Origin of the sequence: Aneurinibacillus tyrosinisolvens (assembly GCF_001015055.1) — a bacterium.
GTDB lineage: Bacteria > Bacillota > Bacilli > Aneurinibacillales > Aneurinibacillaceae > Aneurinibacillus_A > Aneurinibacillus_A tyrosinisolvens.
The window spans coordinates 161,969-175,085 of sequence record NZ_BBWZ01000008.1 but is presented as its reverse complement, the minus strand read 5'-3'; the positions used below and the strand labels follow the sequence as shown (position 1 = coordinate 175,085).

The following is a 13,117-nucleotide window of genomic DNA, read 5'->3' as shown; positions in this document are numbered from 1 at the left end:
GAAAACAATATTTTTTCTGGAAAGAAGGGGATTCATATGGATAAGCAGAAGCGTGGCTTGAAACGCTGCAGGCGTATGATCATGATGGATATAACATCAGGAAACGCTCATAACCACAAAATAAAAAAGTGCGGACCGCCTACGGCAATTCGCACTTTTTATACGTTATGTGAAGCCAAATGCTGAGCTGAGATTGATAACGTAACCATTATCCTTTCAGTCCCTTCATTCTTTTGGCTTACGCTATTATATTACCCCGCTTTTTCAAATGAAAACATCCACTATATACATATAATTTATTTTTCCTGACATACTAACGATAATGATATTGTATCGATTCGGAGAGCAGGTGAGTGAATTGGTAAACATCCCGATAAGGTTTCAGCGGGAATGGATCGACGGTTTGAAAACACGGATACAAGAGGACGGGCCCTGGAATAACCGGGAATTGTTCAGGCTTGCCTGGGAAGCGGAGCAGGCCATGGCCGTCAGTGATTTCCACGAATTGCAGTGCTTGCGGCACCTTCCGCGTCTACAACCCCTCCCTCACCAAATTGAAACGGCGCATAAGGTCATCCAGGAAATGCACGGACGCGCTCTGCTTGCAGATGAAGTGGGCCTTGGAAAAACGATCGAAGCAGGCCTTGTCATGAAAGAGTATATGGTACGAGGCCTTGTAAAAAAAGTGCTCATCCTGGTCCCCGCTTCCCTGGTCGTTCAATGGGTGCGGGAGCTGAACAGCAAGTTTTCCATTGCCGCCGCCGCCCAGAAGCGGGAATACATGTGGACGCAGTACGATGTCATTGTCGCCTCAATGGATACCGCAAAACGGCCGCCCCACCGCGAGATTATTTTGGGCCAGGAATACGATCTTGTCATCGTAGATGAAGCACATAAATTAAAAAACAAGAACACGAAAAACTATCAGTTCATCCAGGAAATCAAAAAAAAATACTGTCTGCTGTTGACGGCAACCCCGATTCAGAATGAAATTGATGAGTTATATAACCTGATTACCCTGCTTAAGCCAGGCCATCTTGGCCAATCCGCGCATTTCCAGGAAAGCTACGTAGAGGGGAAACGCCAGGTAAAAAATAATGAAACACTGAAAAATGAATTAAAAAAAGTCATGGTTCGGAACCGAAGGGCCGATGGGCGCGTAGAGTTTACCCAGCGTCACGTCATTACGGTGCCGGTTGATTTGTCTCCGGAGGAAGCTGCATTGTATGAAGGGGTTACCCGCTTTGTGCAGGAGCAATATTACAATGAAGAAGTGCATTATAAAAATCCTCTGGCGCTCATTACCCTGCAGCGGGAAGTATGCAGCAGCCGGGATGCCGCTTTTATTACACTTGCGAACATGCATAACCGGGCACCGGAGGATTCACCCGTTCGTGGGCATATCCTCGATCTTGTAGAGATACTCAAAAAAGTTGAGACGAATACAAAAGCTGAAAAAATGATGGAAATTATAAAGGAATCGGACGACAAAATTATCATCTTCACCGAATACCGCGCCACACAGGAGTATCTGCAGCACTTTCTCGCCGAGCACGGCGTTACTTCCGTGCTGTTTCGCGGCGGCTTCAAGCGGGGCAAAAAGGATTGGATGAGCCAGCTTTTTGAACAAAGAGCACAGGCCCTTATCGCTACCGAGGCGGGCGGGGAAGGGATTAACCTCCAATTCTGTAACCGCCTTATTAATTATGACCTGCCCTGGAATCCGATGCGCGTCGAACAGCGAATTGGCCGGGTACACCGTCTTGGACAAACGCGCGACGTCTATATTTACAATCTGGCCACCCGCAACACAGTGGAAGAAAAAATTCTTCGGCTGCTGTATGAGAAAATCAACTTGTTTGAAATGGTTATCGGGGAACTGGATGCGATCATTGACCACCTTTATCTTAATCGTTCACTTGAAAAGAACGTCGTGGATATCCTTCTTGGCTCAAAAAGCGAGCGGGAAATGGAAATTAAAATGGACAACTTAAGCCAGGTCATCCAGTCCGTTCATAAAACGATTCAACTCGATACACAGCGTTCCGATTCTTTAGAAGGAGCCATTCTGCCATGAATCAGCATCAGGTTCGCTCTTTTCTCGAACGGTATTTCACGGCATACCAGGCGCGATATGAGGAAAACCACCCGGCCTATTTCCGCGTCGAGCTCCCTGCGGAAGTCGACAAAGATCTCGGAAACCGCCCATTCTACTGGACATATGTGGAACGGCTCAACCTTGAGCCGCAGCTGCTGTCTGTAACCTTTATTTTTGATTCAGCCGCCGTCCCGCCGGATACACAGGGGGAGGAGGTTATGTTCGGCTCTCCACGGCTGCTCCAGTTTTTCGCCTCTTCACAGAGGCAGGGCCGCTATATCCGCCTTTATGAACAGACGGCAGCCGAACCGGCTTCCGGCATGAACCGCGGGTTATCCCCCTGGCTTGGGATTAATTGCAAAGTTTCCTTTATTTGTGATCGAAAAAAAGATATCCTCCTTTCACTTGGTTTCAATCTTATCCATGGGTCCATTATCGACCGCTTCTTTGAACGAATGGAGGCAAAGCCGCTATCTCCTGTTATGCCGGATTACGCCTATACGATCCGCCCTATTTTCAGCATCGATTCAGCTGTGGAGCGCCTTGAGCGGCATATCCACCACCTCATCGATCAGGAGGACAAATCATGGGCGAAGGACGCGGAGGAACGGTTAAACTTTGAACTTTCCCTTGTAGAGAGCTTCTATAGCGAAGAAGGACAGGAAGAGGAAGAAAATAAAGGAGAACGCGAAGACAGGAAGAAGAAGCGGATGGAGGAGCTGCGCTGGCAGTATGAACCCCGCATTGAAATCAACATCGTAAACGGCGGGATTTTTTTCCTGGACAGCAGCCAGACGCAAATCGAGTAACACAAAAAAACAGCCGGGCGAAATACTAACACCCGGCCATTCCTGGCTACTGTTTATTCTTTCTGCGAAACAGAATGCTGAGCCCCAGAGGCAGAACGCCAAACCAACGGTAGCTCCAGGCCTCTTTTTGTTTCTTCACGCGTTTTTCTTTCGGTGTCTCGATATAGCGCACAAACTGTTGGGTCAGATAGCGGACATATTCCTGTGAAGACATATTTATACGCCTCCTGTTCAACCGATTACGTATAGTGTGCCCCCATCCTCATCATTTCAATCAGGATCTGTAATGAGGATGACTTGCTTCATGAACCTAGTGGACACCCCAATCTATGATTTTCCCTGTGGCCGTGTCCATTGTCATCAACGCCGTCGAAACGTAATACGGAGCCAGTGAAGCGTGCGAGGAAAGAGCCGCCTCATGCGCCCCGCCCTCCGTTATTGTTACTTGTACACGAATCCCATCCAGATTGTAAAGCAAGGCAGGCGGAGAAGCCGGATCGGTAATCCGCCTTTCCCCCGCCAGATAAAGGCCAGCCTCAGCAGCATACCTCACCTGCGCCCTTACCCCGTCATTATGTGAGATCTGCCTTGTTGTGATAAATAACGAAGCCATATGGAGCACAAGCAGCAAAATAATGTGGGCATATAAAATAACAATAATAAGCGAGGAACCACGGGATGCTTTCAAACTTTGCAGCATTATAGCACGGCAGCGGCCGGGAGTTCTGCTCTTCCTGCAATAAATAGGCTCCCCCTCCATTCAGCGTCGCCGTAAGCAAGCAGTAAATCCACGCGGCACCCTTGGTTAGAAACTTTGAATACGGCGGATTGTACATAGTTAAGCAGAACAACATAGCCTTCATAGTTCACCCTTCGGCGCAGTTTGCTTCCCCACCTGTCATAGATAAGGAGGTTTCCATTCTTATCATAAAAATGAAGGCTGTCGTTCACAACCGTATAACCACCCGATTGCTGAATTTCCTCCTCGATGTAGGAAAAGAACGCTCTCGCTTCCGTATCCAGCAGCGCTTCATCTTTTGCCTTCTGCAAATCTTTGCTTAGATGGAGGCACATCGCCATCACGGTTACAGCCAGCATAAACAAAACAGCCGATGATAGAAGAACCTCAATCAACGTGAATGCCCGGTGGTTAAAGATGTGCTTGAAGGAACGGAAACGCCGGGAATAAAGCGATACCCCGTTAAAGTGTATTTTTTTGGGCCATGCGTTCTGCTCTTCCATTGGACTGTCACCTCGCATTTCTCCACCATGGCTGTTATGGGCAACACGTTCGCCTCTATTCCAAACGCTTTCCCGCCGATGATTTTCTCTTCACTTACAGAAGCCGGCTCGCCTGCCTTCCACTGTTCCATAGCGGTCCGGGCGAGCAAATATCCCTCTGTTTCATTTTTTCTATCTTCTCTTCCATGCTCCAGGGATTCAAGCACCGGGGTAACGGCCGCCATGAGCAGAACGAGGAGACAGAGGGCAAGTAAAGACTCAATGTAGCTGAAACCCGCTTCTTTCAAACAAACCCCTCCCATTTATTGCGCAAAAAACCGCCCGCCAGCCATGTACAGAGTCAGTTTTTTCACTTTTCCGTCCGGAAAAACGACCTGGATTGTGCCCGACTTGCTGATGTGTCCCAGAGAGTTAAAACTAAACCGGCTTAGTGTAAATGTATTATACAGAGTAAAATCCGGGGGGAGCGGGACAATTTTTAAAGGGCGTACTGCCGTCTGGCTAATGATATATGTCTTTGTGGCCGGGTCGATAATAAAATTTATCGCGGCATGCCGGGTGATGGCCGTATTCGATGCCATATAAAGATTAAAAGTCAATTCATCTACATACTGCCGGCCCTGTATATCCTGAAGGGTATGCTGAATTTGCGGCATGACAACAAAGCAGGCAGAAACGATAATCGCGAGCGTGATAAGAACTTCCAATAAGGTAAATCCGTCCTTATTCATCCGGATGTTTGCTGCAGCTGACGGACACGGACTGCCCGTCTGTCGCAACAGTCATCGTATACTCTCCGCCAGCGGGACACTTCGGTTCGGTTTGCACGTATTTTTGGGTGGCAAGGGCTTGAATCGTTCCAGGATATGTATTCGCATGATCAATAAAATACGATTCAAGCGCATTTCGGATCATTTTTTTGTTTACCTCACAGCTTCTGTTCTGCGCTCTGGCTACGGTACCCCGGTAATCCGGAAGCGCAAGCGCAAGAAAAATCCCGATAATCGCGATAACGATGAGCATCTCAATCAGCGTAAACCCCCGCTCCTTTTTTTGTCCGGATAACAAACTTTTCATTTTCCTCCCTCTCTTTCCCTTTCAATTTAAAGAACGAATCATGTGCAGCACAGGGAGAAAAAAAGAAAGCACAATAACGAGCACGATACTGCCGATAGCGATTAACACCAGCGGCTCAAGCCAGCGAAGCAGCTTCTCAATTTGCTGCCTTATTTCCTCCTCCACCTGCCCGCTGTAAAAGAGCAGACACGCTCCTACCTGTCCCCCTTCTTCCCCCAGTTCGATATAACGGATAAGCTCCGGTATAAAATACGGCAGTTCTCCCATGGTGTCGCTCAATCTTCTTCCCTCATTCAACTGCACTTCCGCTTTCTCCATTAAGTGCCGGTACAGCAGCCAGGGTGCTTTGTTCTTAAAAAGGATGCATATATCCAGAATGGAAACGCCGGCCTCCAGCAGGAGCCCTGTTTGCATAGCAAAATAATGGCTGTATTTTAGCTTCAACCAGTACCGGAAAAATGGAACTGTAAATAGAAAAGCTGCAGCCTTTTCCGCACTCTGCGGCCGGCGCCTGACGATAGCAAAGCCGGCGGCACACAGCAGCATAACGGCAATAGAAGGAACCCCATATGATGAAAAACATGAAACGATCGCGATAAACACACGAGTGAAATACGGGAGAGAAAGGCCGAGTGTACTGTACATAGATGCCAATTGAGGCAAGATGGCCTGCAGTAAAAACCAGAGGCTTGCGGCTGAGAGAAGAAGGAGCAGAAACGGATAACTGAGAAGCTGATATATTTGATGCTTCCACTCCGCGCGGCGCTGGTAATACCTTGCGGCGAAAGACAGACTGGATGCATAATGCCCATGCTGCTCGCCGGCTACAATAAGTGAAACAAAAAGAGACGGCACGCTCATGCTCTCGACGGCGCAGGAAAGTGAATCCCCTTCTTCCAGCGACTGGCGCACATGCAGCAGTTGTTCTTTTTCCCTCCCGTTAAAATGTCCGATTGCAAAATCGAGACTATCGAGCAGCGGAATGCCCGAATCCAGCAAATACGATAGCCTGTAACTTAAGTTCGCCAGTTTCCTTTCAGACCACTGTCGTTTTATCCGCATACCATACATACCGTTGAAACTCATCAGATTCCGCAACGCCTGCGGCTACTTTCTGCTGCAGCACAGAATAGAGCGGGGTGAATCCTCCAGATTTCACATAACCGCGCATCATATCAGCGGAACACCGGTTCAAAATGTATGGATGCAGCTCTTCTTCTACGCGCAGCACTTCATAAATTCCCATCCGGCCGCGAAATCCGTTGCCAAGACAGTGCTGGCATTCCTTGTTTCTCCCCTGGCAGTCTGTGCATATTTTCCTGATCAGGCGCTGGGCAATGATGCCTGTCACCGAAGAGCTGACCAAATACGGTTCAATTCCCATATCCAGCAGGCGAATGAGCGTTCCAATCGCGTCAAGGGTGTGGATCGTGCTTATTATGCATAATAAAAGCAAGATAAAATTTACTACTTTTTAACAGGTGTAATTTCAGGCCATTCACGGACTTTACCTATAAATACAAGGTCTGTATGATCAGCTCTTAGAACAGAATTATCCTTTGTAAATTTCAAATATATAGGCAATTTAAAAACATTACAGTGAAGAATCGGTAAGTAATATCTCCCTTTCTTTTCATTACCCGTATACACAGTAATTTTATTTAATCCTTTCCTGATTTCTTCTGGTGTATAATATCTTTTTCGTTTTGAATGTTCTTCATAAAATTCAATTTGTTGATTAGTTTCTTCTATTTCTTTTTTTAGCTCATCTTTCGAGTTTTGTGCTATTTCTTTTTTAACCTTTTCAATTTTCTCTTCAATCTCTATCCGTTTTTTCTCAAGGACACTCTTATCGAATCCACCGTCTACAAATATATCCAGCAACCTATTTTTTTCTTGTTCTCGTTTTTCAAGTTCAACATATAATTGTCTGACTTTTTCTTCATCAAATTCTTCTGCCAACTTTTTCTCAAGCTTGTCCCTTTTAATTATGGCCCCCGATTTTAAAAGTTTACCCGCTTCCTTTCGAACAGCATCCATTCCTTCTTTTGCGATATAATCAACCATTGCTTCTATTTGCCATTGTTGCAAATTAATACTATTACACTTATTCATTCCTTCAACTTTCTTTGTGCAACAAACGTAAAAATTTCGTTGCCATTCTGTTTCGTCTGTTTTTTTTACAAGCTCTGTATTATGATTAAATCTTGCACCACATTTTCCGCATACAATTCTACCTGCAAACTCCGATACTCCCTTATTTACTCCTTTTTGTTTTTGAGAAATAGTGTTTCCTTCTCGTTGTTTTCTGGCTTGTTCAAATAGTTCTTTAGAAATTATTGGTTGCACCCTATTTTCATGTATATGCCATTCTGATTCGTCTTTCATTCTTCTGGAATTGTATTTAGAATATAAATCTTTTCCATATGTTGTTTTTCCACGAACTAAAGTGCCGTAATATATCGGGTTTCGAACTATCCCAGCAATCGTTCCCTGGGAAAATCCTTTCCCTGCACGAGTACGATAACCCATCTCATTTATCATGTTGGTTGTTCTTCTTATACCTACTCCATCAGCATGTAACTCGAAAATTTTACGGATAACTTCTGCTTCTTCTTCAATAATTTCTAGCTCATTTTCTTCAGTTTTCTTATATCCGTATATCTTAGAGTTAAGCATTATTACACCATTTTCAGCACTTTGCTTTTGCCCAAACCTGACTTTTTTGCTTTTGTCTATTGATTCCTGTTGAGCAAATGTCATAAAAATAGTTATAAATGTTTCATCATCAACAGATTCACTTGTTTTCGATATATCAAGGAAATGAATAAAGACACCTTTTTCCCTTAGTTTACGGATTAATGGGATAACGTCAATATTCCTGGCAAAACGAGATGTGTTTGATACAAAAATCCTGTTGAACTTTGGAGTTCTATTGCTAACAGAAAAATCAACTTCTTTTGTCCCTTTAATTACATAATCAATTCCAGCATCATACACCATGTCTAGGAATGATTTTCTCTTAGCCATAGTTACAGCAGAAAGACCATGATCAACATAAATATTGTGTAATTCATAACCCTTGTTTTTACTTATTTCTGTTTGAAAATAATTCTGTTGATTTTCAAGTGAATTTAACTGCTCATCTTTTTTTGTACTTACCCGGCAATATGCTGCAACTCTTACCTTATCCATTTCTCCACCATCCCGACTAATGATTATATAAATATTGTAGCACAAAATTTGGATATAACTTCCTTGTTATTTTATGCGTAGTATTTTTTTACTTTTCCTATACAAATAAAATGAAGTGGATAATAAAACTCCACTTCTTCCAAATAATCTCCTATTTATTTAACCTTTAAATATCTCTTTTAAACTGTCAGATGTTTTTATAAATTCCTTAATACCATCGTCAACTCCAGTATGGTCCATTTTAAGCTTTGCTATTTTTATTTCAATAGCATTCTGCAATAGTTTATTTAAATTAAAAAGAAGCATTGCTTCGTTATCTGTTATAGAAGTATCACCAGTATATTTATTATAGAAAAAGTTTACTCTTTGAATTTGCTCATCTGTAACTTGCGATCCATTTTGAATGGAAGTAGAGATATCCTGATAAACCTTCAATCCTTCGTCCCACATTTCTTTTCGTACATCATCTGGTTTGCTACTACATCCAACAAGCAAAAGGATAAATAACAAAAAAGGAATGAATACCTTTTTCAAAGAAATTCCCCTTAGTGATATGAGCATTATTGTCCTACCCCATTTTTCTTCATCATCTCAACAACTTCCGCTTGAATTTCTTCTTTTGTCATATCTTCAATCGGTCTATACTTCCCAGTATTCATATCGTAATCTGCTGGATTATTAGAAGGCCCATCATGTGGAACATATTCACCATTAGCGTTATAATCTCTTGGATCAGTTGAAGGAGCTGTTGGGTTTGCTTCTAACTCTTCTTTAGTGTAAGGTGATATATTATTTGATGAATTGTTTGAATATGTAGGTGTGTTAGGTGTAAAATTATCTTTTTCTTCATTGTTTGTCGTAGGAATGTAATATGTATCACTTTCATTATTCATATTATAAACAGCCATACCACCAATTATCGCAATACTCAGAACAACAACACCAGAGATTTTCCACTGTTTTTTGAGTTTAATTTTCCCCTCATCTTCAAGCACTTTATTTTGCATCATAACCTTCTGTACTTCATCTTCTCCGTAATTTTTGCTTTTATATAACTCAGTTAACCTTTTTACACCCTGTATTTTTGATTCTTCATAAGTATTACTGAAGTTAACAATATTACGCACGCCTACACCAGATTGTAAAACTCCTTTTCCTGTGTGATGAAATTCAATTTTCCCAAAGCCAAATACGGAACTTTTAAGTGTAATATGCGTTATGCTGTCTATCGGAATCTTTAATTCCCCGTTGCCAAATTTCGTGGTGATAATTATATACAATGGTGTAACTTTTATCATGGAAGTAGAGGTTTCTACAATAAGATAATCACTCATTTTAATTCCCTCCTCCTCAATTGCTAACTAGGTATATTCTATCATCGCAACAATTAAAGAGGAAATGTTTTACAATAAATAAAAAAGCCACTCGTTAGGAGTGGTTAGAATTAAAAATTTGTATACTATTTATAATCTCTGGAAATTTAAGTTCAAATAGTATAATATCCTCTACATCAATAAAAATTTCATTACCTAGTACATTTATGTCAAAAGCTACCCCTTTAGCTTTGATTAAATCTTCAAGTTCATATTTAAATGCTATACCGGATTCCTGTAATTTATGTTTGGCACGATTTAAAAACTTACCTAAAATTTCTTTATATTTATCGGTGTCTTTTATTTTATTAATGATTACCAGCAAAACTGCTTGATGTAAAACTAAAATTTCATCTTCGTAATGATAATTTCTCTTTTTCATTATTTTAATCTCTAAATCTTTAATCTCTTTGTCGTAAATTAAATATCCCTTCCCAGAAAACCCAATCATATAACCCTTAGTTTTATCATCATAATAACCATCTTCAAAATCCGCAATTTTACAATCACTTAAATAAGCAAACTGCAACTGCATACTATCCAGCACTTCTTTTTTTCTTCTATTATAGAAATCGAATTTAGAATACATTTTTATTTTCGAAGCATAATCCATAAAATCACCCTATGTAGTAATATGTTTAGTAATAATGTAAACAATAGCACATCATTTTTTAAATGTAAAAATAAAAAACGCTCACCGTATTGGTGAACGCATTGAAATATAATTTTATTTATTGAGGTCAATAATATTCTGCATTGCTTTAACAGTATCTCTATCATATTCTCTAGAGCCATAAATATTATTTCTGATTGCTGATGACATGTCATTCAAATAACCAAAAATATAAACTGTGTTTGTAAGTGGTTCTACTCTGATCGAACTAACGCTAAATTCCTTTTCATCGAACATAACAACATCAGTTGTACCACGTTTTACATTTAGAATAGCCATGAGCATTTCCGAACCACATTTTATTTCTTTCAAGGTTCTCCCGTTTCCGTCACAAAATTTTACTTTCACCTTGTTTTCGCTACTCATTTCTTCCCTCCTGTATAACTACTTATTTATAGAATAACAAAACTATATTACCATATAATGACGGTCGGTAGTTAGATTAGTTAAAGAATTCAATAATTATTACGGTATATAAATTTTAGATTTGCGTAAGCCCATTACTTTATTAAGATTTAAAAATAAGAGTAGCCCCCATAAGGACTACTCTTTATTATTAGAACAATGCTTTCATTTGAATTCTAATCCATTGTTTAATCGTAGAATTGGAATTGAGGGTGGCACAAAGTTGCACATAGCCCGACATAGCTTTATTATTTTTCACTACACAACTTGTTCCTGTCTGTGAATCTATAAGTGCAAGTGTAGTAGTTGTTGTTTTTGTGTCGTCCCATAGTGACCACGTTACAGGTTGTGAGCCATCTGTAATTTGTACTGAATTATTGTAAACGTTAGCATTATACGTTTTAGTTTGACTATCCTTTATTTCATTAGGAGTAGTAGATGTACTCGTAATAGTTACATTATAAGATGGAGCTGGTGGAGCATCAACAACATTTATTGCATATGTATCTGTAACCGTTGAATCTGCTTCTAATGAAGCTGTAATAATTGCACTTCCTACTGCTTTTGATGTTATTAAACCCGTAGCATCAACAGTGGCAACAGTTTCATTGTCTGACTTAAAGAGAACTTTATATGTATTGTCTACAGTTCCATTAATAGCTACGGAAGTAGCTAATTGCAATGTATTTCCTTTTTGTAACTGGCTGCTTTCACCTGTAGTGATGGTTAGGGTAATAGTTGATGCTTGATAATCAGCAATACCTAAATCAAATCGATCATTGGCTCCAATTGTATCTAAATCAAGCAATAGTTGAATAATGCCTTCTTTAGTTTTATCAATATGTGATACCTTTCCTTTATTATTGAAGAGAAGAAATGTCTTATTTAATTCTATGGCATCCGTATATTGATTTTTAGGTAAGGTTAGTTTAAATTTACCTTGTGCAAGATTCATATCTCGACCATAGCTCACTCCTATAGTCGTTGAATCTTCAAGTATAGCCCATGTTTGACGAACAAAGGGGATTTGTTGCCATTTTAAAAGGATATTACACTTTTTAATTACTCCTTTATATCTATTATCTTCATATCGATTATCATTAATATCAGACATAATGAGCCAGAATGAATTATTATATTCAACCAATGAGCCACTAGAGAGGGGAGAAAGTGATTGAATTATTCTATCTGCATATTTACCATTGGGATTAGACATTTGCATTAATACATTTTGAGTTTCACCGTCAATTTTAACGGATTTACCCATAGTATCAATTAGATACTCATAATCACCTGTTATTGGTTGAAATGGATTATACATTTTTCCTCACCACCTTATTTATAAAATAAAAAACTACTGCTATTGCCTGTATTCTTATTAATGCTGAATGAGTTTACACGATTTCTTAATTGGTCAATTCGTTTACGGAGATTTGTGTGGAAATTAGAATAAGATTCTGTGTCCACTTTATAGTCCTTCATGAGATCAGGATTGTTTGCAATGTCTTCCAATGCTTGTAAAGCTGCCTTCTCAATTTTATTTAAAGTAGCCGCTGCATTATCATACGTGTCTTCCGACTTCAATCCTTGTTCCTCTAAATAAATATCAATTTCTATTCCTGTAAGCATATTAAATATAGGTTTAGATTTAATTGTCATTTCAAAACGTTCAAAAATTGTAGCCATTATTTATTGCCCCCTTTAGTCATTTCAATATTGCGTTTCCTATGTACACTGATTAATCCTTCAAGAACGATTTCCCATAATTCACTGCCCTCATGGGTTTCAAATTTATCATCAATCATAATAGTAAGGATTTGATGAAGTTCTTTAGCAATTCCATTTCTTTGATTCACTGGTAATTGGTTAAAATATTCAATACTATTCATTGGTGAAACCTCCTTATTTTATATAAAAAAAATAGCCACCGATTTGGTGACTATTGAAATGCTTTCTTATTTTCCCATTCCTTTTGTTTCTGCTCTTGATCCCATTTCATAAACTCATTGTATTCTTTATTAGTTAAATCCTTGAGTTCTTTCTTTGGTGGTGGGGAAGAAAATAGTGATATTAAAATTATCGGTACGAGGATTACCCCAATGCCAACAAACATAAGTATTAATTTGCCTCTGCCGTTTATTTGAGCTTGGTATTGTTGTGAGTTTATTCCCTCATATTTTGACGTGCAATATTCACAAAATTCCTCTGTCAGTGTTCGCTTACACTTTCCACATTTCTTCATAAT

General features: G+C 40.1%; 20 protein-coding genes. 3 read left to right on the top strand and 17 right to left on the bottom strand.

Annotated features, from left to right (window positions below; genetic code table 11):
• The 3 genes from MBEAL2_RS32815 to MBEAL2_RS10365 all read left to right on the top strand — a co-directional run.
• Positions 1–186 (top strand): hypothetical protein (locus MBEAL2_RS32815; RefSeq protein WP_236692754.1); only part of this gene is annotated, 186 nt, incomplete at its 5' end.
• Between the two features lie 172 nt (positions 187–358).
• Positions 359–2,077 carry a DEAD/DEAH box helicase gene (locus tag MBEAL2_RS10370; protein WP_047152204.1) on the top strand — a complete coding sequence of 573 codons (1,719 nt, stop codon included), beginning with the start codon at positions 359–361 and terminating at the stop codon, positions 2,075–2,077.
• Positions 2,074–2,907 carry a YqhG family protein gene (locus MBEAL2_RS10365; protein WP_047152203.1) on the top strand — a complete coding sequence of 278 codons (834 nt, stop codon included), beginning with the start codon at positions 2,074–2,076 and terminating at the stop codon, positions 2,905–2,907. Before MBEAL2_RS10370 ends, MBEAL2_RS10365 begins: the two co-directional genes overlap by 4 nt.
• Positions 2,908–2,953: 46 nt before the next feature.
• On the opposite strand, the gene MBEAL2_RS30135 is transcribed toward MBEAL2_RS10365, so the two are convergent.
• From MBEAL2_RS30135 to MBEAL2_RS10285, 17 genes are all read right to left on the bottom strand, one after another.
• A complete protein-coding gene (locus tag MBEAL2_RS30135) occupies positions 2,954–3,121 on the bottom strand; it encodes a YqzE family protein (protein ID WP_082129882.1) in 168 nt (55 codons plus the stop codon).
• A 96-nt stretch (positions 3,122–3,217) separates the two neighbouring features.
• Positions 3,218–3,607, bottom strand: coding sequence for a hypothetical protein (locus MBEAL2_RS10360; protein WP_047152202.1), 390 nt, complete (start codon positions 3,605–3,607; stop codon positions 3,218–3,220).
• The gene (locus MBEAL2_RS10355; protein ID WP_047152201.1) at positions 3,607–4,041 is read right to left on the bottom strand and encodes a ComGF family competence protein; all 435 of its coding nucleotides are present in this window, start codon (positions 4,039–4,041) and stop codon (positions 3,607–3,609) included. The genes MBEAL2_RS10360 and MBEAL2_RS10355 overlap by 1 nt, the downstream gene beginning before the upstream one ends.
• Positions 4,038–4,436 (bottom strand): hypothetical protein, encoded by a 399-nt coding sequence (locus MBEAL2_RS31735; protein ID WP_047152200.1) that lies wholly within the window; start codon positions 4,434–4,436, stop codon positions 4,038–4,040. Before MBEAL2_RS31735 ends, MBEAL2_RS10355 begins: the two co-directional genes overlap by 4 nt.
• Before the next feature lie 15 nt (positions 4,437–4,451).
• The gene (locus MBEAL2_RS10345) at positions 4,452–4,880 is read right to left on the bottom strand and encodes a type II secretion system protein (protein ID WP_047152199.1); all 429 of its coding nucleotides are present in this window, start codon (positions 4,878–4,880) and stop codon (positions 4,452–4,454) included.
• Positions 4,873–5,226 (bottom strand): competence type IV pilus major pilin ComGC, encoded by a 354-nt coding sequence (locus tag MBEAL2_RS10340; RefSeq protein WP_052947652.1) that lies wholly within the window; start codon positions 5,224–5,226, stop codon positions 4,873–4,875. Before MBEAL2_RS10340 ends, MBEAL2_RS10345 begins: the two co-directional genes overlap by 8 nt.
• Before the next feature lie 21 nt (positions 5,227–5,247).
• Complete coding sequence (locus MBEAL2_RS10335) at positions 5,248–6,312, bottom strand: type II secretion system F family protein (RefSeq protein ID WP_082129880.1); 1,065 nt, start codon at positions 6,310–6,312, stop codon at positions 5,248–5,250.
• Positions 6,263–6,682 carry an ATPase, T2SS/T4P/T4SS family gene (locus MBEAL2_RS10330; protein WP_047152197.1) on the bottom strand — a complete coding sequence of 140 codons (420 nt, stop codon included), beginning with the start codon at positions 6,680–6,682 and terminating at the stop codon, positions 6,263–6,265. Before MBEAL2_RS10330 ends, MBEAL2_RS10335 begins: the two co-directional genes overlap by 50 nt.
• Before the next feature lie 11 nt (positions 6,683–6,693).
• On the bottom strand, positions 6,694–8,421 hold the full coding sequence (locus MBEAL2_RS10325; protein WP_047152196.1) for a recombinase family protein: 1,728 nt from the start codon (positions 8,419–8,421) through the stop codon (positions 6,694–6,696).
• A 159-nt stretch (positions 8,422–8,580) separates the two neighbouring features.
• Positions 8,581–8,955, bottom strand: a complete 375-nt coding sequence (locus MBEAL2_RS10320; protein WP_152667750.1) for a hypothetical protein — start codon at positions 8,953–8,955, stop codon at positions 8,581–8,583.
• 26 nt (positions 8,956–8,981) lie between these two features.
• Positions 8,982–9,755: a hypothetical protein gene (locus MBEAL2_RS10315; protein WP_047152194.1), complete on the bottom strand. Its 774-nt coding sequence runs from the start codon at positions 9,753–9,755 to the stop codon at positions 8,982–8,984.
• A 94-nt stretch (positions 9,756–9,849) separates the two neighbouring features.
• Positions 9,850–10,407 carry a hypothetical protein gene (locus MBEAL2_RS10310; RefSeq protein WP_047152193.1) on the bottom strand — a complete coding sequence of 186 codons (558 nt, stop codon included), beginning with the start codon at positions 10,405–10,407 and terminating at the stop codon, positions 9,850–9,852.
• Positions 10,408–10,521: 114 nt separating this feature from the next.
• Entirely contained in the window at positions 10,522–10,833 is a 312-nt protein-coding gene (locus tag MBEAL2_RS10305) for a hypothetical protein (protein ID WP_047152192.1), read from the bottom strand.
• A 190-nt stretch (positions 10,834–11,023) separates the two neighbouring features.
• Positions 11,024–12,193 (bottom strand): Ig-like domain-containing protein, encoded by a 1,170-nt coding sequence (locus tag MBEAL2_RS10300; RefSeq protein ID WP_047152191.1) that lies wholly within the window; start codon positions 12,191–12,193, stop codon positions 11,024–11,026.
• A gap of 14 nt (positions 12,194–12,207) precedes the next feature.
• Complete coding sequence (locus tag MBEAL2_RS10295; protein ID WP_052947651.1) at positions 12,208–12,558, bottom strand: hypothetical protein; 351 nt, start codon at positions 12,556–12,558, stop codon at positions 12,208–12,210.
• Entirely contained in the window at positions 12,558–12,761 is a 204-nt protein-coding gene (locus tag MBEAL2_RS10290) for a hypothetical protein (RefSeq protein ID WP_047152190.1), read from the bottom strand. The genes MBEAL2_RS10295 and MBEAL2_RS10290 overlap by 1 nt, the downstream gene beginning before the upstream one ends.
• Positions 12,762–12,811: 50 nt before the next feature.
• Entirely contained in the window at positions 12,812–13,114 is a 303-nt protein-coding gene (locus tag MBEAL2_RS10285) for a hypothetical protein (RefSeq protein WP_047152189.1), read from the bottom strand.
• Between the last annotated feature and the right edge of the window lie 3 nt (positions 13,115–13,117).

What these genes read in the sequence shown, in the direction of transcription:
- MBEAL2_RS10365 (WP_047152203.1), top strand. Translation starts at nt 2,074, where the DNA reads ATGAATCAGCATCAGGTTCGCTCTTTTCTCGAACGGTATTTCACGGCA.
- MBEAL2_RS30135 (WP_082129882.1), bottom strand. Translation starts at nt 3,121, where the DNA reads ATGTCTTCACAGGAATATGTCCGCTATCTGACCCAACAGTTTGTGCGC.
- MBEAL2_RS10360 (WP_047152202.1), bottom strand. Translation starts at nt 3,607, where the DNA reads ATGCTGCAAAGTTTGAAAGCATCCCGTGGTTCCTCGCTTATTATTGTT.
- MBEAL2_RS10345 (WP_047152199.1), bottom strand. Translation starts at nt 4,880, where the DNA reads ATGAATAAGGACGGATTTACCTTATTGGAAGTTCTTATCACGCTCGCG.
- MBEAL2_RS10340 (WP_052947652.1), bottom strand. Translation starts at nt 5,226, where the DNA reads ATGAAAAGTTTGTTATCCGGACAAAAAAAGGAGCGGGGGTTTACGCTG.
- MBEAL2_RS10335 (WP_082129880.1), bottom strand. Translation starts at nt 6,312, where the DNA reads ATGAGTTTCAACGGTATGTATGGTATGCGGATAAAACGACAGTGGTCT.
- MBEAL2_RS10325 (WP_047152196.1), bottom strand. Translation starts at nt 8,421, where the DNA reads ATGGATAAGGTAAGAGTTGCAGCATATTGCCGGGTAAGTACAAAAAAA.
- MBEAL2_RS10315 (WP_047152194.1), bottom strand. Translation starts at nt 9,755, where the DNA reads ATGAGTGATTATCTTATTGTAGAAACCTCTACTTCCATGATAAAAGTT.
- MBEAL2_RS10310 (WP_047152193.1), bottom strand. Translation starts at nt 10,407, where the DNA reads ATGGATTATGCTTCGAAAATAAAAATGTATTCTAAATTCGATTTCTAT.
- MBEAL2_RS10305 (WP_047152192.1), bottom strand. Translation starts at nt 10,833, where the DNA reads ATGAGTAGCGAAAACAAGGTGAAAGTAAAATTTTGTGACGGAAACGGG.
- MBEAL2_RS10300 (WP_047152191.1), bottom strand. Translation starts at nt 12,193, where the DNA reads ATGTATAATCCATTTCAACCAATAACAGGTGATTATGAGTATCTAATT.
- MBEAL2_RS10295 (WP_052947651.1), bottom strand. Translation starts at nt 12,558, where the DNA reads ATGGCTACAATTTTTGAACGTTTTGAAATGACAATTAAATCTAAACCT.
- MBEAL2_RS10290 (WP_047152190.1), bottom strand. Translation starts at nt 12,761, where the DNA reads ATGAATAGTATTGAATATTTTAACCAATTACCAGTGAATCAAAGAAAT.
- MBEAL2_RS10285 (WP_047152189.1), bottom strand. Translation starts at nt 13,114, where the DNA reads ATGAAGAAATGTGGAAAGTGTAAGCGAACACTGACAGAGGAATTTTGT.